The sequence below is a fragment of the Rhodoferax sp. P2_H8_2 genome (assembly GCF_056403235.1).
Genome location: NZ_JBFUFW010000004.1, coordinates 24,865 through 45,279 on the forward strand (window position 1 = coordinate 24,865; position 20,415 = coordinate 45,279).

General features: G+C 59.5%; 19 protein-coding genes. 11 read left to right on the forward strand and 8 right to left on the reverse strand.

What is annotated here, in order from left to right:
- The first annotated feature begins 27 nt into the window (after positions 1 to 27).
- Genes AC1DV6_RS08495 through AC1DV6_RS08505 form a run of 3 tightly spaced genes read left to right on the forward strand, consistent with a single transcriptional unit; the run spans position 28 to position 1,417 of the window.
- Complete coding sequence (locus AC1DV6_RS08495) at positions 28 to 360, forward strand: YbaB/EbfC family nucleoid-associated protein (protein ID WP_477977018.1); 333 nt, start codon at positions 28 to 30, stop codon at positions 358 to 360.
- Between the two features lie 2 nt (positions 361 to 362).
- Positions 363 to 953 (forward strand): recombination mediator RecR, encoded by a 591-nt coding sequence (gene recR / locus AC1DV6_RS08500; protein WP_477977019.1) that lies wholly within the window; start codon positions 363 to 365, stop codon positions 951 to 953.
- Positions 954 to 1,003: 50 nt separating this feature from the next.
- On the forward strand, positions 1,004 to 1,417 hold the full coding sequence (locus AC1DV6_RS08505; RefSeq protein WP_477977020.1) for an MAPEG family protein: 414 nt from the start codon (positions 1,004 to 1,006) through the stop codon (positions 1,415 to 1,417).
- 12 nt (positions 1,418 to 1,429) lie between these two features.
- Here AC1DV6_RS08505 and AC1DV6_RS08510 read toward each other — a convergent pair whose 3' ends face one another.
- Positions 1,430 to 2,956: a transglycosylase SLT domain-containing protein gene (locus AC1DV6_RS08510; RefSeq protein WP_477977021.1), complete on the reverse strand. Its 1,527-nt coding sequence runs from the start codon at positions 2,954 to 2,956 to the stop codon at positions 1,430 to 1,432.
- A complete protein-coding gene (gene gloB, locus AC1DV6_RS08515; RefSeq protein WP_477977022.1) occupies positions 2,953 to 3,723 on the reverse strand; it encodes a hydroxyacylglutathione hydrolase in 771 nt (256 codons plus the stop codon). The genes AC1DV6_RS08510 and gloB overlap by 4 nt, the downstream gene beginning before the upstream one ends.
- Here gloB and AC1DV6_RS08520 point away from each other — a divergent pair.
- On the forward strand, positions 3,722 to 4,510 hold the full coding sequence (locus tag AC1DV6_RS08520; protein WP_477977023.1) for a class I SAM-dependent methyltransferase: 789 nt from the start codon (positions 3,722 to 3,724) through the stop codon (positions 4,508 to 4,510). The genes gloB and AC1DV6_RS08520 overlap by 2 nt on opposite strands.
- Positions 4,507 to 4,956, forward strand: a complete 450-nt coding sequence (rnhA, locus tag AC1DV6_RS08525; protein WP_477977024.1) for a ribonuclease HI — start codon at positions 4,507 to 4,509, stop codon at positions 4,954 to 4,956. The genes AC1DV6_RS08520 and rnhA overlap by 4 nt, the downstream gene beginning before the upstream one ends.
- On the opposite strand, the gene moeA is transcribed toward rnhA, so the two are convergent.
- Together moeA and moaA are read right to left on the reverse strand one after the other, a co-directional pair.
- Entirely contained in the window at positions 4,953 to 6,221 is a 1,269-nt protein-coding gene (moeA, locus tag AC1DV6_RS08530) for a molybdopterin molybdotransferase MoeA (protein ID WP_477977025.1), read from the reverse strand. The two genes, rnhA and moeA, sit on opposite strands and share 4 nt — an antisense overlap.
- A gap of 7 nt (positions 6,222 to 6,228) precedes the next feature.
- Positions 6,229 to 7,377 (reverse strand): GTP 3',8-cyclase MoaA, encoded by a 1,149-nt coding sequence (gene moaA, locus AC1DV6_RS08535; protein ID WP_477977026.1) that lies wholly within the window; start codon positions 7,375 to 7,377, stop codon positions 6,229 to 6,231.
- Between the two features lie 95 nt (positions 7,378 to 7,472).
- Between moaA and AC1DV6_RS08540 the strand changes: the two genes are divergently transcribed.
- The 3 genes from AC1DV6_RS08540 to AC1DV6_RS08550 are packed head-to-tail and all read left to right on the forward strand — an operon-like array spanning position 7,473 to position 12,329.
- On the forward strand, positions 7,473 to 9,455 hold the full coding sequence (locus tag AC1DV6_RS08540; RefSeq protein ID WP_477977027.1) for a TonB-dependent receptor plug domain-containing protein: 1,983 nt from the start codon (positions 7,473 to 7,475) through the stop codon (positions 9,453 to 9,455).
- Between the two features lie 13 nt (positions 9,456 to 9,468).
- A complete protein-coding gene (locus AC1DV6_RS08545; RefSeq protein WP_477977028.1) occupies positions 9,469 to 10,401 on the forward strand; it encodes an ABC transporter substrate-binding protein in 933 nt (310 codons plus the stop codon).
- On the forward strand, positions 10,398 to 12,329 hold the full coding sequence (locus AC1DV6_RS08550) for an ATP-binding response regulator (RefSeq protein WP_477977029.1): 1,932 nt from the start codon (positions 10,398 to 10,400) through the stop codon (positions 12,327 to 12,329). Before AC1DV6_RS08545 ends, AC1DV6_RS08550 begins: the two co-directional genes overlap by 4 nt.
- A gap of 20 nt (positions 12,330 to 12,349) precedes the next feature.
- Here the strand turns inward: AC1DV6_RS08550 and AC1DV6_RS08555 are convergent, their stop codons facing one another.
- On the reverse strand, positions 12,350 to 12,985 hold the full coding sequence (locus tag AC1DV6_RS08555) for a response regulator (protein ID WP_477977030.1): 636 nt from the start codon (positions 12,983 to 12,985) through the stop codon (positions 12,350 to 12,352).
- A 123-nt stretch (positions 12,986 to 13,108) separates the two neighbouring features.
- Complete coding sequence (locus AC1DV6_RS08560) at positions 13,109 to 15,187, reverse strand: sodium-translocating pyrophosphatase (protein WP_477977031.1); 2,079 nt, start codon at positions 15,185 to 15,187, stop codon at positions 13,109 to 13,111.
- 243 nt (positions 15,188 to 15,430) lie between these two features.
- On the opposite strand from AC1DV6_RS08560, the gene ppa reads away from it, so the two are divergent.
- Complete coding sequence (gene ppa / locus AC1DV6_RS08565; RefSeq protein WP_477977032.1) at positions 15,431 to 15,967, forward strand: inorganic diphosphatase; 537 nt, start codon at positions 15,431 to 15,433, stop codon at positions 15,965 to 15,967.
- A gap of 131 nt (positions 15,968 to 16,098) precedes the next feature.
- Here ppa and AC1DV6_RS08570 read toward each other — a convergent pair whose 3' ends face one another.
- Positions 16,099 to 16,884, reverse strand: coding sequence for an esterase/lipase family protein (locus AC1DV6_RS08570; RefSeq protein WP_477977033.1), 786 nt, complete (start codon positions 16,882 to 16,884; stop codon positions 16,099 to 16,101).
- A 92-nt stretch (positions 16,885 to 16,976) separates the two neighbouring features.
- Between AC1DV6_RS08570 and AC1DV6_RS08575 the strand changes: the two genes are divergently transcribed.
- On the forward strand, positions 16,977 to 17,480 hold the full coding sequence (locus AC1DV6_RS08575) for a chemotaxis protein CheW (RefSeq protein ID WP_477977034.1): 504 nt from the start codon (positions 16,977 to 16,979) through the stop codon (positions 17,478 to 17,480).
- Here the strand turns inward: AC1DV6_RS08575 and AC1DV6_RS08580 are convergent.
- The gene (locus AC1DV6_RS08580) at positions 17,443 to 18,660 is read right to left on the reverse strand and encodes a GNAT family N-acetyltransferase (RefSeq protein WP_477977035.1); all 1,218 of its coding nucleotides are present in this window, start codon (positions 18,658 to 18,660) and stop codon (positions 17,443 to 17,445) included. The genes AC1DV6_RS08575 and AC1DV6_RS08580 overlap by 38 nt on opposite strands.
- A gap of 38 nt (positions 18,661 to 18,698) precedes the next feature.
- On the opposite strand from AC1DV6_RS08580, the gene AC1DV6_RS08585 reads away from it, so the two are divergent.
- Positions 18,699 to 20,375, forward strand: a complete 1,677-nt coding sequence (locus AC1DV6_RS08585; protein ID WP_477977036.1) for an NAD+ synthase — start codon at positions 18,699 to 18,701, stop codon at positions 20,373 to 20,375.
- Positions 20,376 to 20,415: the final 40 nt, after the last annotated feature.

A 20,415-nucleotide genomic window follows, 5' to 3' on the forward strand; every position in this document is an offset into this window, starting at 1 on the left:
ACCCACAAGGTCTTACGAAAGGAAATTATGTTCAACAAAGGACAACTGGCTGGCCTGATGAAACAGGCGCAAGCCATGCAGGACAACATGAAGAAAGCCCAGGACGAACTGGGCAACATCGAAGTCAGCGCTGAATCCGGCTCTGGATTGGTGAAAGTCACGATGACCTGCAAGCATGAGGTGCGCCGAATCACCATCGACCCGAGCCTGCTGGCTGACGACAAGGACATGCTGGAAGATCTGGTGGCAGCCGCTTTCAACGCCGCAGTGCGCAAGGCAGAAGAAACCTCTGCCGAGAAGATGGGCAAGATCACTGCAGGCATGCCGGGTCTGCCTGGCGGAATGAAGCTACCCTTCTAAGCATGTCGGATACCCATGCGCTGGACGTGCTGATCCAGGCACTTAAACGCCTGCCTGGCGTTGGCATCAAATCTGCCCAGCGCATGGCGTTTCATTTGCTGCAACACGACCGCGCCGCCGCGCAAACACTGTCGCGTGCCCTGGAAGAGGCCGTGCAGCAGGTGCACCACTGCGAGCGCTGCCATACCTTTACCGAAGCGCGCCTTTGCCGCACCTGCGAAGACCCAGAGCGTGACCGCAGCAAGCTCTGCGTCGTCGAAACACCGGCCGATCAATCCGCAATGGAGCGCACGCTGGCTTACCGCGGTTTGTACTTCGTGCTGATGGGCAAGCTCAGTCCGCTGGACGGCATCGGTCCCAATGACCTGGGCCTGGCCAAGCTGTTTGAGCGCGCGACAGACGGTACCGTGCAGGAAGTTATTCTCGCAACCAATTTCACCGCCGAAGGCGAAGCCACGGCCCATGTGATCGCCGAAGGACTGAAGTCCCGTGGCCTGAAGATCACCCGGCTGGCACGTGGCGTGCCGGTAGGAAGTGAACTGGAATATGTTGATCTGGGCACGATTGCCCATGCCCTTGCAGACCGTCGCTAAAACCAGGATTGCGACGGACCCCACTGCCATTTTTAGAGAGAAAGAATTCGATGCCTTACGCCCACTTCACGATTGCCTACTGGTGTGTCCTGGTTGCTGCCTTGCTGCCTATCGTTTGTGCAGGCCTTGCGAAGGGCGGCAAGTTCGGCATACCCCGCAAGGAGGGCGGCTTCGACAACCACAATCCGCGCACCTGGCTGGCCCGTCAGACCGACTGGCGCGCCCGCGCCAATGCGGCGCAGGCCAACAGCTTTGAGGCACTGCCGCTGTTCATTGGCGCGGTCATCATTGCCCACCAGTTGGGCGCGCACCAGGGCCGTCTGGACATCCTGGCATTCCTGTTCGTGGTGCTGCGTATTTTGTACATCATGATGTACGTCGCTGGCATGCCCAACGTACGCAGCATGGTTTGGTGCGCTGCCCTCGTGGTCAATATCGGCATCCTGTTCATTGGATACCGCTAATCTCTTTGCGCTTTAGCGCTTGCCAGTCTTTCTGGGCGGCGCGCGCTTGGCGACGCGATTGCTGGAAGCAGGCTTAGTGCTTGCAGTGACATAGACCACAACCTGCTGGCCGGGCTTGAATGCCGCCGAACTGGACACCTTGTTCCACTGTGCTACGTTGGCAGTGGATGTCTTGTATTTGCGCGCAACCGTCGCTACCGTTTCGCCCTTGCCAGCCTTGATCACCAGACGCTTTTGCACGATTTCCGGTGCCAGAGACAGCTGGCCGTTGTCGGCCACTTTGCTGGTGACGTCCTGCTCGACGCGCACGCCGCGTGGAATCAGCAGCGTGGAGCCGGCGCGGATCACCACCCGTGGCGGAATGTTGTTGACAGTGCGGAATTCACCCTCACTCATGCCCACACGCTTGGCCGCCTCGGCAGTGCGCATCGTGGCCGGAGCAACCCAGACTGTCCAGCTCGCGAGGCGGCCACCACCATAGCTCTCCAGATTGGTCTGAAAGACCTCGGCGTTGTCCCACGGCAGCAGGATTTGAGGCGTACCTGCTGCCAGAATCACGGGTTTGTTGATGGAGGGGTTGAGTGCCTTGAAGTCATCCAGCGGAACGTCGGCCAGTTTGGCGGCCAGGGCTACATCAATGTCGCGATGGATGGTGACGCTCTGAAAGTAAGGGTGGTTCTCAATCCGCGGCAGCTTTGAGCTGAACGACTCCGGGGTGGCCACAATATTTTTGACCGCCTGCAGCTTGGGCACGTACATACGCGTTTCCATCGGCATGTTCAGGTCGAGATAACCGACGCCCTGGCCCACGCGCTGGTTCTTCGCAATGGCGCGGCCTACGCTGCCTTCACCCCAGTTGTAGGCGGCCAGCGCGAGATGCCAGTCACCAAACATGTTGTAGAGCTTCTGCAGATAGTCCAGCGCTGCACGGGTAGAGGCCATCACATCGCGCCGGTCATCGCGAAAGGCGTTTTGCTTGAGCTCAAAGTATTTGCCGGTAGCCGGCATGAACTGCCACATGCCCGCCGCCTTCGCGCCTGACACAGCTTGCGGGTTGAAGGCGCTTTCGATAAAAGGCAGCAACGCCAGTTCGGTGGGCATGTTGCGCAGCTCCAGCTCTTCAACGATGTAGAACAGGTATTTCTTGGACCGCTCGGTCATTCGAAAGATGTAATCAGGACGGGTGGCATACCACTGCTCCCGGTCACGCACCAGCGGGTTGTCCAAGTCTGGCATAGCGTAGCCACGGCGTATGCGTTCCCACAGGTCATTCGGTGCCGCAAGGGGAGCAACGATGCGTGTGTTGGTTTGCTGCAGATCGACGGGGACCAGAGGCAAATCGGGTGCGGGTTGGGGGTAGACCTGAGGCCGTTGCGCCAATGGGGTCGCAGGCGTCACTTCCTTGCCCGGTGTAGATGGCAGCTTGTTGGCTTCAGCAACATGCACCGTTGGCGCAGAGGCCGGGGCAGTTACTACCGGCGTGGCGCAGCCAGCCAGACTCAATAAGGCGACAAGGCTGGCAATCCGTAAACAGTTCATTGGTATTGGTTTTTCCATTGGCGCAGGGTGGCAAACGCACCGTGCTGGTCTACGCCGGCCGCATCGAAGCGGCGCGCAGACGTGATGAGCGCAGCGTCATGGCTGCGTAAAAAGGGGTTGATCTTCAATTCCTGCGCGATGGTACTGGGCAAAGTGGGCTGCGCAGCGGCACGCAAAGCCTGACAACGGTGCTGGTATTCCAGCAGTGCCTGGTTGTCGGGGTCGACTTCCCGCGCGAACTTCAGATTGGAGAGGGTGTATTCATGGGTGCAGCACACTTGCGTTTTGCCCGGCAACGCTGCCAGCCGTTCCAGCGAGGCCAGCATCTGCTGTGGAGTTCCCTCAAACAGGCGCCCACAGCCCCCGCTGAACAGCGTGTCGCCGCAAAAGAGAATGGGAGCGGGTTGGGCTTGTTCAGAAAAATAGGCGATGTGTCCGGCTGTGTGCCCGGGTACATCCAAAACCTGGAAATCCAGACCCATCACATGCACATGGTCACCGTCTTGCAGGCGATGCTGTACGGTGGGGATGTTTTCTCGCGCAGGTCCGTAAACTGCAGCACCGGTGGATTCCTGCAGTTGTTGGATGCCGCCGGTGTGATCGTTGTGGTGGTGCGTGACTAAAATGGTGTGCAACTGCAGGCCTGTCTCAGACAGTGCTCGCAGTACCGGCTGTGCGTCTCCCGGGTCTACGACCAGTGCGCCATGCCCGTCATGCAACATCCAGATGTAATTGTCAGTGAAGGCGGGCAGCGGTATTAACGTCATGAGCGATCAAATTATAGGTATGCACGAGTGGTTTCAGACCCCGGCAGGACAAACCCTGCTGGACTGGGAGCGCGCGCAGGTCGATCGTGCGGTGGCAGATATCTTTGGCTACCACGCATTGCAGCTTGGTTTGCCCGAGATGCACGGCCTGCAGGCCAACCGCATGCCGCACCAATGGTTGGGCGTGGACCACGCCATTCCGCTGGACGCTGCGGCCTCACGCGTTGCCCTGTTTACAGACTATGCGGCATTGCCGTTTCCGGCCAATAGCCTGGATATGGTGCTGCTGCCACATACCCTGGAGTTCAGCAGCGACCCGCACGCCACCTTGCGTGAAGTGGAGCGGGTGCTGGTGCCCGAAGGACGTGTGGTGATTTGTGGCCTGAACTCCGTCAGTCTGTGGGCGATGCGCCAGCGCCGCGCCCATCTTTACCAACGCATGGGCTTTGGCAAACTGTTTTTGCCCGAAGCGGGCGAGTTCATTGGCTATTGGCGCATGCGTGACTGGTTGCGACTGTTGGGATTCGAAATTGAAGTGGGAAAATTTGGCTGCTATCGACCGGCAGTCGATAGCGCAAGAATGCTGCAGCGCTTTGAATGGATGGAACGCGCGGGTGCGCGTTGGTGGCCTATTTTGGGGGCCGCGTATTTTTTGGTAGCGGTCAAGCGCGTGCGCGGCATGCGCTTGTTGGGCCCCGCCTGGAAGACCAACACGAAGCGGGTCGGTGCCACCGTGCCCATGACGCACAGCCGACGGGATAGGAAAATGACAGGAACACAAGAATGAACAAAGTGGTGATCTACACCGATGGCGCCTGCAAGGGCAACCCCGGACCAGGAGGCTGGGGCGTGTTGATGCGCTCCGAAGATGGTTCGGAAAAGGAGCTATGCGGCGGGGAGTTGGGCACCACCAACAACCGTATGGAAATGATGGCAGTGATTCAGGCACTGGCAGCGCTCAAGCGCCCCTGTGATGTGACGCTGCATCTGGACAGCCAGTATGTGCTCAAGGGCATTACCGAGTGGCTGGTGGGCTGGAAAGCCAAGGGCTGGAAAACTGCCGCCAAGCAACCCGTCAAGAACGTCGACCTGTGGCAGCAATTGGACCAACTGGTCAGCACGTCCGGACACACGATTGACTGGCGCTGGGTCAAGGGCCATGCCGGAGACCCGGGCAACGAGCGGGCCGATGGGCTGGCGAACCAGGGCGTTGAAAAAGCCTTAAGGGGCTAAATCACGCCATCGAACATCATCAGCTGAACCGTGTCGCCCGCAGCGACATTGCCTTGGTTGTGTGGCAACACTAGCAAGCCGTTGGCTTGCACCATCGAACTCAAAATGCCTGAACCCTGGTTGCCGGTGATGCGGGCGACCAGTCGGCCATCTGGGTCGGGTTGCACCCAGGCGCGCTGGTATTCGGTGCGGCCTGGCTTCTTGCGGATGGCATGCCCGGCTTGCGCCTGCAGTAGCACCGGTTGATCGGCATTGCAGCCCATCATCTTGCGTAACGCGGGCCGCACAAAAGCCAGAAATGTCACCATGACCGCCACTGGATTGCCCGGCAGACCAAACAGGATGCAGTTGCCCAAACGGCCGACTGCCATCGGGCGACCTGGTCGCATTGCGATCTTCCAGAAGGCAATGCCATCGCCGGAAAGTTTGCGCATCGTGGCCTTCGTATGGTCGGCTTCTCCGACACTGACGCCGCCACTGGTGATGATGGCGTCGGCTTGCGCGGCAGCGCTGCTGAAAGCGGCTTCCAGCGCCTCTGGGTCGTCGCGCACCAGACCCATGTCGACGACTTCCACGCCCAGTCGTGTCAGCAGGCCGAACAAGGTGTAACGGTTGCTGTCGTACACGGCGCCGCTGCGCGGCGTTTCGCCCAACTGCATGATTTCGTCGCCGGTAGAGAAGTAGGCCACGCGCACCCGCCGCCGAACGGTGAGCGACGGCAATCCCAGGCTGGCCAATAGTCCCAGCGCAGCCGGTGTCAGCAGGCTACCGGCGGCCAGTGCTACTGAGCCGCGGCGCAGGTCTTCACCTGCCAGGCGGCGGTTATCGCCGACCTGCAACACGCCTGCGGGCACCACGATTCGTTCGCCATCCCTTTGCGTGAGTTCCTGCGGAATCACGGTATCCAGACCGGCAGGCATGACGGCGCCGGTCATGATGCGCACGCATTGCCCGGCATTCACGCTACCGGACCACGCCGCGCCTGCATGCACGGTTGCGGCGACTTCCAGCGTCAGCGGCGCATCACCCAGCGCCTTGCCATCGAACGCGTAGCCGTCCATCGCCGAGTTGTCGTGGGGTGGCACATCGATGGGGGAAATCACATCCTGTGCCAGCACGCGGCCCAGGGTATCTATCAATGGGATGTCTACAGTTTCCGATACGGGTTGCACCAGTTGTTGCAAAAACTGGTTCGCCGTGTCGGCGGGCAGGGCCTGCGGGTCATAGCCCTGGAGGCTGGCGGCAATGTCTTCCAAAGTTCGCATGTCTGCCCTAGCCGCCGATGTAGCTCATTTCAACCCGCCGCGTTTGTGCAAGCGTACCTGCGGGCAATTGGCTGCGCAGCTCGGAGTAGCGATCGCCCCGGCCCTGCCAGATTTGGGCGATGGCAGATGCCAACTCGGCATCGGTACCCCCATCGCGTATCAGCGTGCGCAGGTCGTATCCCCGCTCGGCAAACAGGCACAGGTACAACTGTCCTTCGGTCGACAGGCGAGCCCGGTTGCAGTCGCCGCAAAAAGCCTGGGTAACGCTGCTGATAACGCCGATTTCCCCTGCTGCGGTGTCGTGCGTCCCATCCGGCAGTGCATAGCCCCACCGCTGCGCGGTTTCACCGGGCTGACTGGCTTCCAATGCCACGAGTGGCAGCTCTGCTTTCAGCATGTCAATCACTTGCGCCGAGGGCAACACTTCATCCATGCGCCAGCCGTTGGTCACGCCTACGTCCATGTATTCAATGAATCGCAGCACCATTCCGCTGCCACGGAAGTGGCGCGCCATCGGCAGGATTTCATGGTCATTGGTACCGCGCTTGACCACCATGTTGACTTTGATAGGCCCCAGGCCCGCTGTATGCGCGGCATCGAGCCCTTCCAATACTTGGGCGACGGGGAAGTCCACGTCGTTCATTTGACGGAAGATCGTGTCATCCAGCCCGTCCAGACTGACGGTCACGCGCTGCAAGCCCGCGTCCTTCAGCGCGCGGGCTTTGCGCGCCAGTAGCGAGCCGTTGGTGGTCAGTGTCAGGTCCAGTGGTTTGCCGTCTACCGTTTGCAAACCGGCCAACTGCTCCACCAGAACCTCGATGTTTTTGCGCAGCAAGGGCTCACCGCCGGTGAGGCGAATTTTTCGCACGCCATGGGCGACGAACTGGCGCGCCATGCGGGTGATTTCCTCAAAGCTCAACAGCGAGGCATGGGGCAGGTAGGGGAAGTCTTTGTCGAAGACCTCCTTTGGCATGCAGTAGCTGCAGCGGAAGTTGCAGCGGTCGGTCACGCTGATACGCAAGTCGTGCAAGGGGCGCAGCAGCGTGTCTTGCAAATGCCCGGTAGCGGCGAAGGTGGGTATTGCTGCTGGCGCCGGCCAGGCCACAGGGCGCATATCGCGCAGGGGCAACACCCGAGGAACATTTGTTTCACTCATAGCGTGATTGTCTCCCGGATGTGGTGGATTTGCCACGACCCACAGTGCAAAATCAGGGTGGTTCCAACAGGAACGCTTTCACGGGAGGCATGCGCATGGACAAAAAGATCTGGAGCCTAGCTTGCAGCTTGGCCTGTGGCGCAGCCGTCGCTGCGTCAGGAGATACAGCTGCATCTGTCAGCGAAGACGATTTCCTGTCCGAAATGCCTGTTGTTCTGTCGGTTTCCCGACTGGCACAGCGCATTGACGAGACACCGGGTGCGGTCACGATTCTGGACAAGCAGTTCATCCGGATGTCGGGTGCCCGCGATGTCGTGGACTTATTGCGGCTGATTCCCGGCTTTCAAAGCACCACCTCGTTTGAGACGGACGCCCCGATGGCGACCTACCACGGGCGCAGCGATGACTGGGCGAACCGCATTCAGGTGTTGGTAGATGGCCGTTCCGTGTACTCCAGCCATTTGCAGGGATCTGCCGGTCTGGGCTGGCAGTCATTGGCGCTGGACGACATCGAACGCATCGAAGTCTTGCGCGGGTCCAATTCTGCGGCGTATGGCGCGCGTGCATTTCTGGGCGTGGTCAATATCGTGTCCCGCGACGTGCGTTCCACCATGGGCGCAGCAGCACAGCTCACCGCAGGCGACAACGGCGTAGCCGATATCGGCGCCCGCTATGGCTGGGGCGATGGCCGCGCGCAATACCGCATCAGCGCGGACCGCCGTGGCGACGATGGCCTGCGTGGTGCGTTTGGAAAAAACCGTGTTGATCGCTTCAATTTTTCGTCGCATTTCAGCCAGGGTGACACCAGTGAGCTGGATATCCGTGCGGGTGCGCTGGACATCGAATCCGGGCGTGGCACACCTGGATCAGCGGGCAACAACGCGCGCATGCAAAGCATGGGGACCCGGTTTGTGCAGGCCGATTGGCGCAGCACACTGAATGACAACGAAGATCTACTGATAACCGTCTCGCACACGGAGTTCAACTACCGTGACAGCTTTCCTTATCTGGATGCCTCGCTGGACCACTTTGATCTGGGGGTCAGCGTTTCCTATGTTGGCATTCCGATTGACTTCAGCGGCAAGGAATTTAACGACGCATTGTCGGTGCAGCATACCGTTCGGCACTCTGCAGATGTGCGCACGGTATGGGGTGCCGAGTTGCGCAGGGAGCGGGAGGTTTCGCGGCCCAACTTTGACAAGCGCGAGGAGGTGACATCCAATTTTGCGCGTATCTTTGGCAATGCCGAATGGCGCTTTGCGCCGCATCTGTTGCTCAATGCCGGAGCGCTGGCCGAGAGCAGCGACATTGATGGGAACTCTTTCTCTCCGCGTGTGATGGCGAACTGGCATTTTGCGGAGGGGCACACATTGCGTGCGGGGGTATCCAGTGCCTTTCGCCCACCGAGTGCATACGAAAAATACGCCACGGTGCGTTATTACGACACCAATGGCTTGAACCCGATCACCACGGTCGAGAACTCTGGCCGGGCCGGGCCGGAAAGAATCCTGAGTCAGGAGCTGGGCTACAACTTTGGTCGTACTGGTAGTACGTTGAGCGCCGATGTGCGGGTCTTCAACGAAGCCATCCGTGGCGGCATTGCATCCACGGGTTTTGTGGAGCGCAAGGAATTTCTGAACGGGGACAATTACCAGATCAGGGGGCTGGAATACCAATTGGGATGGCGCCCATCGTCCGCGACCCGGGTTTCCTTCAACCAGACCTGGACCGACATTCAGGTGGATTCGCTGGTTGATCCCTCCACTGAATTCCGGGTCGTCCATGGCGCTCCGCGGCTGGGCAACGCGATCACCGTGATGCACCAGTTTTCCAATGGCCTGGATTTGACGGTCAGTTACCAGAACGCGGTAGACATTTCGCTGATGTCGGATGCCAACCGACACTTGCTTTTCTCGCTGGAGCGTACCGATGTACGTCTTGCGAAGTCATTCCGTCTGGCAAATGGCAAGGCGGAAGTCGCGCTCACTGTACAAAACCTGGGTGCACCTGTGATGGACGGCGACTTCAAGTTTTACTTTGATCGTCGGGCATTGTTGACACTGCGGTTTGAGAACTGAAGTGCGAAAGACGATGCACCGTGCACTGATGATCGGGCTGCGCTGGGGCCTGGCTTGGGCGATGGCGTGCGCCGCACAGGCGCACACGGTTGTCGTGGTCACCAGTGATGCCAGTGCTGGCGTGATGGAAACCTCAGACATTGTGATTTCCGAGCTGCAGCGTCTGGGTGTGCCGCAAGAAGACATAGGGCGAACGCGGGTGGCCGACTTCTCGCGCCTTGTTGCTGCACGGACCGATACGCGGGTGTACCTGACGCTGGGTGTGGAGGCACTGCGCGAAGTCCTCAAAGCCAATGTGAAAGAACCTGTGGTGGCGGCCCTGATCCCCAGAACGGCGCTGGAACGTACTTTGGCTGAGTATGGCAGGCGTGGTGCCTCAACGTTGTCTGGCTTGTATCTGGACCAGCCGCTGGGGCGCCAGTTGGATCTGGTACGCCTCGCACTACCCGAGGCCAAACGCATTGGCTTGATTTTGGGGCCCGAGTCATTGGCACTCCAGGCCACGACGGTGGCTGCCATACGGGCGCGTGGCATGGAGCCTGTGGTCGGGGTGGCGGTCTCCGCGGAAAATCTCTTTGCAGGCCTGAAACCCGCACTGGAGGATTCCGACGCGCTTTTGGCAGTTCCCGACTCCCTGGTGTTCAACAACGGCACTGTGTCCAGCATATTGACGGCCACATACCGGGCACGCATTCCCATAATTGCTTTTTCGCCAGCCTACGTCAAGGCCGGGGCCTTGATCTGCGTGTATTCCACGCCGCAACACATTGGTACCCAGGCGGCAAGCATGGTGCATGCCCAGCTGCGGAGTAGCAGCGCTGTGCTATCCCAGTACCCATTGGAATTTACGGTGCGGGTTAATGAAAGCGTAGCCCGCTCGCTGGGACTTAGTTTGCGCGAGGATCAACTCTCAGAGCAGTTGCGCAAGATGGAGCGTAGGCCATGATTTTGCAATCCATTCGCGCGCGCATGCTGGCCGCCGCACTGCTGCCAGTGACGTTGGTGGTCTTGGGCATTGTGGCGGCGTTCTGGATGGGGCGCGTTGGTGATCTGGACCGGGCGCATACCGAGCGCTCGCAGTTATTGGCAAAGCAACTCTCCATGGCCAGCGAGTACGCGGTCTTCTCCGGCAATTTGCTGCATTTGCAGTCGGTCGTTGCGACCATGGTGGGCTTCCCGCATGTGAAAGCGGCTCGCGTCTTTGACACGTCCGGGGAGGCACTGGCTGGCGCGGGAACCTATTCTCCCGTCGGCCTGGAGGAGCTGCAGGACCCGGGATATGTGCAACGCCAAAGGGCCGCAGGCATAGACACCTTGGTGGATACCATTAACTCCACGACCGTTCAGTTGGACGACTTATTTGGCTCCAGTAGCGGCCAGTCGGACGGCCAGCCGCGCATATTGGGCTACGTGGTGATTGATATCGCACGCGATGGCCTGTTTGCGCAACAGCGTGACTTGCTGTTGATTGCTGTAGCGCTGGGTACATTGGGCCTTTTGTTGGGCGGCGTGCTTGCGGTGCGCATGGGGGAAGGGGTGGTCAAACCGATCTTGCGCGTCTCGCGTTCCATTGAACGTATTGGCAGCGGGGACTTTGTGACGCTGGCACCCGTGCAGGCAGGCGATCCTTTGCACGAACTGCAACACGCTTTGAATCAGATGGCACTGCGCCTTGCCTGGGGGCGTGATGAGCTGGAGCAGCGCGTGACCGACGCCACACTGGAATTGCGCGCCAGAAAAGAAGAGGCGGAGGAAGCGACGGTAGCGAAGTCGCGCTTCCTGGCTTCTGCAAGCCACGACTTGCGCCAGCCTACCCACGCTTTGGGCATGTTCATTGCGCGCCTGGGGCAACTGCCATTGGACAGGCAGACCTCGGAACTGGTAGGCAACCTGGAGGCCTCTGTGCAGGCCATGCAGGATTTGCTGGATGGTCTGCTAGATCTTTCAAGGCTGGAAGCCGGCGCCGTTCAGGTGCACCCGGCACCTGTCAATCTGGAGAATTTGCTGGCACGGGTGTCGGTGGCGTCGCAACCCATCGCAGCGGGCAAGGGTTTGCGCTTGCGCTTGCGCCCCACGCGGCTATGGGCCATGACGGACCCGGTATTGATACAGCGCATCATGATGAATTTGGTGCACAACGCTTTGCGCTATACCGAACGGGGTACGGTGCTGGTTACCTGCCGTTTGACGGATGGCGGCCAGCATGTGCGGCTGGAGGTGTGGGACAGCGGCATCGGTATCAGTCCCGAGCACCAGACACAGATTTTTAAGGAGTTTTACCAGGTTGGAAACTCGGGGCGAGACCGTTCCTATGGTCTTGGTCTGGGACTCAGTATTGTGGAGCGCAGTGCAAAGCTGTTGGGGCATCCTCTGGCGCTGCGGTCCGCGTTGGGACGCGGCACCCGAATTTCCATCACGGTGCCCTGCGTTCCAGCCGCGTTGCAGCCCACACTGGTTGCGCAGACGGAGTTGCCGGTCCCCGCCGATCCTGTCGGCCAGCGTGTGCTGATTATTGAAGACGATGACTTTGCCCGCGAGGCGATGCAGGAGCTACTGGATTCCTGGTCCTATCGGGTCGAAGCGGTTTCTTCCATTGCCCAGGCGTGCGCCTACCTGACGAAGCACGGCGCGCCAGACATCATCGTGAGCGACTATCGACTGGGGCACGGTCAAAATGGTCTGGAGGCGATTGCGCAATTGCGCCGATTGGCGGGGCGGGAAGTACCTGCCTGCCTGATGAGTGGAGATACCGATGCACAGCTGATGCAGGCGGCCCTTGCGGCGGGCTTGACACTGTTGCACAAGCCGGTGCGCCCGGCCAAACTCAGAAGCCTGTTGCGTCGCATGCTGGCCAGCGGCTCAACCTTAACCTAAGCCGCGAATAAACAGTTGTGCTACGGCCGCACCGTGGCACGAAAGCCGCTGCGCGCTGCCGCGACCACGGCCTGGGTCCGGTTTTGCACATCAAAGTGACGCAATATCGCCGTGATGTGCGTCTTCACGGTTTCGTCGGAGATATACAAATCCTGTGCAATTTCACGGTTGGCCTTGCCGTCCAGCAGGCATTGCAACACTTGCTCCTGTTTTTGCGTCAGTCCCGGGCGTAGCGTTGGCAAGTCATTCGCATAGGCGTTGAAGTCCGATTCGTTTTCAGGCCAATACACGTTGCCTTCCAGGACTTGGCGCACTGCGCCCAACAACTCGTCACTCAAACTGGATTTATTGACAAAACCTGCGGCTCCAGACTGCACCACCTGCCGCATGATTTGCACATTGGCGGACCCCGAGAGCATCACGATGGGCAATTCTGGATGGCGTTTGCCGAATATGTCCAGGGCCTGCAAACCTGTCATATCCGGCAGGTGGTAGTCCAGCAAAGCAAGGTCCAGGTCCGGGTTGGCAAGCGCAATCTCAAAAGCCTGCGTGCAGGTGCCGGCCTGCAGTACTTCCACATTTTCATCCAGGCCTTTAAGTACCTGGCGCAAGCCCTCACGCACAAGCGCGTGGTCATCAATGACAAGTATCTTCACAGGTGAATGTAGTAACTATGTATGTGTACAAAGACAGCTGGTTGTCATGGTATCCGAAAGTGCCGCATTTGCCACCATGAAAAAAGCCCGCAGAAGCGGGCTTTCGGATAGGGGAAGCGGGATTTAGCCGCCGTGGATCTTCATCATCAGCGGCACGATCAGCAGCGCCACGATGTTGATGATCTTGATCAACGGATTGACGGCCGGGCCGGCGGTGTCCTTGTAGGGGTCGCCCACGGTGTCACCTGTCACGGCAGCCTTGTGGGTCTCCGACCCTTTGCCACCGAAGTTGCCGTCTTCAATGTATTTTTTCGCGTTGTCCCAGGCGCCGCCGCCGGTACACATGGAGATCGCGACAAACAGGCCGGTCACGATGGTGCCCATCAGCAAGCCGCCCAGTGCTTCTGGTCCGAGGGCCAGGCCCACCACGATCGGCGCAACTACGGGCAACAGACTCGGGATCATCATTTCCTTGATGGCGGCAGAGGTCAGCATGTCGACCGCAGTGTCGTACTCGGGCTTGCCCGTGCCGTCCATGATGCCCTTGATGTCGCGGAACTGGCGGCGCACTTCGACGACCACCGCGCCGGCAGCACGGCCCACGGCCTCCATCGCCATCGCACCGAACAGGTAGGGGATCAAGCCACCGATGAACAGGCCGATGATGACCATCGGGTTGCTCAAGTCAAAGGTAATGTGTTTGCCAAACGCGTCCAGCTTGTGGGTGTAGTCGGCAAACAGGACCAGTGCGGCCAGACCGGCGGAGCCAATCGCGTAACCCTTGGTCACGGCCTTGGTGGTGTTACCCACAGCATCCAGCGGGTCGGTGATGTCACGCACGCTGGCGGGCAGTTCGGCCATTTCGGCAATGCCGCCGGCGTTGTCGGTGATGGGGCCATAGGCGTCCAGCGCAACCACGATACCGGCCATGCTGAGCATGGAGGTGGCTGCAATCGCGATGCCGTACAGGCCAGCCAGATGGAAGGCGCTGTAGATCGCGACACAGACAAAAATCACGGGCCAGGCAGTGGAGCGCATGGATACGCCCAGGCCGGCAATGATGTTGGTGCCGTGGCCGGTGGTCGATGCTTCGGCAATGTGACGCACCGGCGCGTATTGCGTGCCGGTGTAGTACTCGGTGATCCAGACCAATGCACCGGTCAAAACCAGGCCTACAGCACAGGCTTCAAACAGCGCCATGCTTGTGATCACGTGCCCATCGGTCAGCGTGACGGCAGCGGGGAACAGCGATTGCGTCACAAAGTAGAACGCTACCAGCGACAGGCCGCCAGCAATCGCCAGGCCTTTGTACAGCGCAGGCATCACATTCTTCATGCCGGGCGAGGCCTTGACGAAGAAGCAGCCGATGATAGATGCGACTATGGAAACGCCACCCAGGGCCAGCGGATACAACACCGCATTGGCGCCCGCAGCGCCGGCCAGCAGTGCGCCCAGTACCATGGTGGCGATCAATGTCACTGCGTAGGTTTCAAACAGGTCGGCGGCCATGCCAGCACAGTCGCCCACGTTGTCACCGACGTTGTCGGCGATCACCGCCGGATTGCGTGGGTCATCTTCCGGAATGCCGGCTTCGACTTTGCCCACCAGATCAGCGCCTACGTCAGCACCCTTGGTGAAAATGCCGCCGCCCAGACGGGCGAAGATGGAAATCAGCGATGAACCGAATGCAAAACCGATCAGCGGGTTGAGCATGGCTGCATAGGCCTTGCCGTCAGCCGGTACACCGCCCATGGTCAGAAACCAGTAGAAACCGGTCACGCCCAGCAAACCCAGGCCTACCACCAGCATGCCGGTGATCGCGCCGCCGCGGAATGCCACGTCTAGCGCCGGGCCAATGCCCTTTGTTGCGGCCTGTGCGGTGCGTACATTGGCACGCACTGACACATTCATGCCGATAAAGCCGCAAGCGCCCGACAGTACGGCACCGACGACAAAGCCGACGGCGCTCATAGGGTCAAGGAAGAGGCCAATCAACACCGCCAGCACCACGCCGACCATCGCAATGGTTTTGTATTGGCGTGAGAGGTAGGCGGCTGCGCCGGTTTGAATCGCCGCTGCAATTTCCTGCATGCGTGCGTTGCCGGCGTCCTGAGAAAGAATCCAGCTGCGTGCCCAAAAGCCGTACACGACGGCGATCAGCCCGCAGACAAGCGCCAAGGTCAGCGCAAAGTTGCCTGTCATAAAAAACTCCTGAATTGTTGGATCGCGAAGTAGGGAACAACGCTAGCGAAGTCCCCGCTGCGTTGCTTCCTCAGTGCTCCGTGACAACGCATCGGTTGTGGAGTTGATTGGCCAACGGGCGGACTGTAACGTGAAAAAATGACGCTGACGGCGGTTGTAAGAGTGGAGTCGGTAAAATCAGGGTTAATCCTTAGAGCAGTTGTTGCTTCGGAATCAAACCTTTTACACACAAAGAGAACCCGCATGTCCTTCGACAAAGTATCCCCTGGAAAAAAAGTCCCCGATGAATTCAACGTCATCATCGAAATCCCGATGAACGCCGATCCGGTGAAGTACGAAGTGGACAAGGAGTCGGGCGCCATTTTTGTGGACCGTTTCATGAGCACGGCCATGCATTACCCGACCAATTACGGCTACGTGCCCAAGACCATCTCTGGTGACGGTGACCCGGTCGATGTTCTGGTGATCACTCCCGTGCCGCTGATCCCTGGCGTGGTGGTACCTTGCCGCGCCATTGGTATCCTGAAAATGGAAGACGAAGCAGGCGAAGATGGCAAGGTGCTTGCCGTGCCGATCAACAAGATCCTGTCGCTGTACAGCAAGTGGGAAAAGCCAGAAGACCTGCAACCGCTGCGCCTGAAGACGATTGCCCATTTCTTTGAGCACTACAAGGATCTGGAAGAAGGCAAGTGGGTCAAGATTCTGGGCTGGGAAGGGCCAGAATCCGCTCGCAAGGAAATCATGGACGGCATTGCCAACTACAACAAGCAGCAGGCATAACTTTTTTGCGGCGACTCAGAGGTAAATAGGCCTTTGAAGCCCGCAGATATTGCGTAAACAGCTATCAAAAAAAGAGCGCCTCCCGGATCGGGCGGCGCTCTTTTTGTTGAGTGTGGGGTGTTTTTGAGCGCTCAGCGCTGGGGATCAGGAAACAGTAGTTTCTGCAAGCGCCCCGGCCGCTCAAACGGCTTCCACTGCCCGGGTAGCTGGGCCAATCGATCAGCCACCACCCACCAGGCACTGGGATTCATGCCCAGGCCGACGTGGCTGGCATACACCTCCACGTTTTCGGTACACGGGTTGGCTTTGCTTGGCGCCTGAATGCTGGCACCCCATGCGACCACGCCATCGGTACGTGAGAACACCGACGTTGTGGGAACGGGCGGCGCTGCGGGCAAATCGAACTGCTCCACTTCACGTTCAATATCGCGCCCGCTGGTCAGCTCATACAGCCGCCAGGCGTTAGTGCTTTTGTGTGAGCCAGAGAACGGCGTGCCCAAGGTAATGACACTGCGCACGCAGTGTGGTAGTTCCTTGGCGAGCTCGCGCGCATAGACCCCGCCCAGGCTCCAGCCGACCAGGCTGACCGGTTCACCCGCTTCCTCAAAGGTGTCCAGCACCTGCTGCTTGGCGGTTTCGAGAATGCCGGCGCGTGGGCCGAAGTTGTAGCCCTGGTTCCAGCCAGAAACGTCGTAGCCCAGGTTTTGCAGATAGGCGCGCAAGGGCAGCGTGGAGCCATCGCTGGCAGACAGGCCAGGGAACACGATGACGGGATGCCCGTCACCGGGTGTTGCACGCATTAGCGCCGGCCAGCTGGGCAACACGGACCACAGCTCCCATGGCGCCCGGAATTCCAGCGCCATCAGCAATGCATTGGGCGCAGGCGGGTGGGTGGCTTCGTGGCGCGAATTTTTCATGGGCGCAACGGTAGCAGTTTTTGCCAGCGTTGTTTCTCATGCCGTCGCCTTGGTGACTTGGCTGGCGGTGACGCGTATGATGACCTGAAATCATGGAAGCCAACACGTCGTCCTTCGTAAGTTCATCATCCAGCCACCAGACGCATGTAGATGGTGGCCAGTACCTGACCCTACGTCTGGGCGGCGAGGAATACGCCATCGATATCCTGCGCGTGCAGGAAATTCGCTCTTACGAAGAGCCCACCAAGATGGTGAACTCACCGGTTTTCGTCAAAGGCATAGTGAATCTGCGGGGTGTGATTGTTCCGATCGTGGATTTGCGCCTCAAGCTGCAAACCGCCAATGCGGATTACACGGACTTCACGGTGGTGATCATCCTCAATATCAGCGGCTCGGTGATTGGTGCCGTGGTGGACTCGGTATCCGATGTGGTGACACTCAGCTCCGAAGACATCAAGCCCGCGCCCCAGTTTGAATCAACGATTGATGCCAAGTTCATACGTGGCATTGTTCATCAGGGTGAGCGCACCCTGATTGTCATTAACATGGAAGCCTTGCTCAGCAATTCGGAATTGGGGATGGTTGCGGCGCCCTGAACGGACCGTGCGCTTGCAGCTCGCGCACATAGTCTTCCATGCCAGCCGTCTCTCGCTCCAGAAAACGGGCAACAGCCTCCGCAAAATCGGGATGCGCCAGCCAGTGCGCACTATGCGTCACGACCGGCATCAGCGCACGCGCCATCTTGTGCTCACCCTGCGCACCACCCTCAAAGCGCTGGTAGCCCTGCGCGATGCACCACTGCAGCGGCTGGTAATAGCAGGCCTCAAAGTGCAGGCAATCAACCCGCTCCAGCGCCCCCCAGTACCGGCCGTATGCGACGTTAGTGCCCGCAGAATCTGCGTAGACAGCTATCAAACTGGTAGCAATCGGTCTGCCATCGCGTTCGGCTGTGAACATCAGCCAGTTGTCCGGCATCGTGGTTTGCATTCGCGCAAAGAAGTCGCGGTTCAGGTAGGGCAGGTTGCCGTGCTCCAGATAAGTACGCTCGTAGCAGCGGTAGAAAAAGTCCCAATCGGCATCAGTGATGTTTGCACCCTGCGCCCAACGGAATTGCACGCCAGCATCGGACACTTTGCGCCGCTCCTGGCGGATTTTCTTGCGCTTGTCCTGGCTCAGGGTGGATAGGAAGTCCTCGAAATCCGCATAGGCATTGGGCGTTCGGTTGGTCCAGTGAAACTGAACCGTTTGCCGGGCCATCAGGTCTTGTGGAGTGAATGAATCCATGTCTTCTTCTGCGGCAAAGAGGGCGTGCAAGGAAGACACGCCACTTTGCTTGCACCATTCCAATACATGGGTCAATAAGGCCTGCCGTGCATCTGCATTGCTTGCCAGCATGCGCGTGCCCGGCACTGGCGTGAACGGGACTGCCATCACGGCTTTGGGGTAGTAGGGCACGCCATGCTGCTGGTAGGCGCGGGCCCAGGCCCAGTCGAACACGTATTCGCCATAGGAATGGTCCTTGGCGTAGAGCACGCAGGCCGCCTCCAGGCACCCATTGCGCTCCAGCAACAAGAAATGTGGCGTCCATCCGGTGTCTGCCACTGCACTGCCGCTCTCATGCAAGGCCGCCAGATAGGCATGCTGCATGAACGGTGTAGCGTGCGCTTGCGCCGTCAGCAGCGCGTCCCATGCCTGCGCATTCACCTCACGCGGCGACTGCACGACCCGAATGACATAATCAGATGAAGACACTAGTGCCTCCGTCTCGCTGCGCATTCGATACATCGCAACCGCCAACCCATCCGTTTCTCAATATGGCTCTCCAACTGTGCATAGCGCAACTCAATTTCGTCGTCGGTGACCTGGAGGGCAATGCACAAAAAATCATTGATGCGGCTCACCAGGCTTACGCAGATGGTGCGCGTCTGCTGCTGACGCCAGAGCTGTCGCTGTGCGGCTACGCGGCGGAAGACCTGTTTCTCCGGCCTGCCTTCATCCAAGCGTGTGATGATGCCCTCAAACGCGTGACCTCGGCGTGTGCAGGGTTGAAAAACATGACCGTGGTGGTCGGGCACCCGACCGGTGGCGACGAGCGTTCCCGGTCGGTGGCGGTACAGCACCGCTTCAACGCGGCCAGCGTGTTGTGCGAGGGGCAGGTTATTACTACCTACGCCAAGCAGCAACTGCCCAACTACCAGGTGTTCGATGAGCGCCGCTATTTCACGCCGGGCAACCAGGCCTGTGTATTTGAAGCCGGGGAGCCCGGGGAGCGCATACGCATTGGCTTGCTGATTTGCGAAGACGCTTGGTTTACTGAGCCCGCGCTCGCCGCGAAGGCCGCGGGTGCCGAGATGCTGGCGGTCATCAACGCCTCGCCCTTTCACGTGGGCAAGGGTTACGAACGTGAAGTGATGATGGGCCATCGGACCCGAGAGACCGGTCTGCCGCTGGTCTACGCGCATCTGGTGGGTGGGCAGGATGAAGTGGTTTTCGAGGGACATTCCTTTGTGCTGGACGCCAACGGCACAGTGATGGGTCGCGCTCCCAGTTTCAAGGAAAAACTGTTCCCAGCCCGCGTGGAACGTGCGCAAGCAGCTATAAAAATAGTAGCGGACATCGAGCCCGAGCGCGACACCGATGCCGACTTGTGGGACGCGCTGGTGCTGGGTGTGCGGGATTACCTGGGCAAGAACCGGTTTCCCGGCGCGATTCTGGGCCTGTCGGGTGGCATTGATTCCGCGCTGGTGCTGGCGATTGCGGTGGATGCCTTGGGTGCCGACAAGGTGCGGGCCGTGATGATGCCTTCGCCGTACACGGCGGACATCAGCTGGATTGACGCACGTGAGATGGCCAAGCGCCTGAATGTGCGTTACGACGAGATATCGATTGCGCCAGAGTTTGAGTGCTTCAAAGCCTCGCTAGCCACAGAGTTTGCGGGCAGGGCGGAAGATGCCACCGAAGAAAATATCCAGGCCCGCATTCGCGGCACGCTTTTGATGGCGCTGTCCAACAAGTTCGGCAGCATCGTGCTGACCACCGGCAACAAGTCGGAAATGGCGACCGGTTACTGCACGCTGTACGGCGACATGGCCGGTGGCTTTGCGGTAATCAAGGATCTGGCCAAGACAACGGTGTTCCGGCTGGCGCGCTGGCGCAATGAGAACGATCCCTGCGGCACGGGTTTGCAGCCCATCCCCCAACGCATCATCGAACGCCCGCCAAGTGCCGAGCTGCGCCCCAACCAGACCGACCAAGACAGCCTGCCGCCGTACGAGGTATTGGATGCGATTCTGGAACGCTATATGGAGAACGACCAGAGTATCGAGTCGCTGTTGGCGGAGGGCTTCAAGCAGTCAGATGTGGAGCGCGTGACGCGCCTGATCCAGCTCAACGAATATAAGCGCCGTCAGGCCCCCATTGGCATACGGGTAACCCACCGCAGCTTCGGCAAGGATTGGCGCTATCCTATTACCAACCGTTTTCGTGCCTGAAACCTGTGGGTCAGACCACTTTGCGCAGCAAATGTGCTCT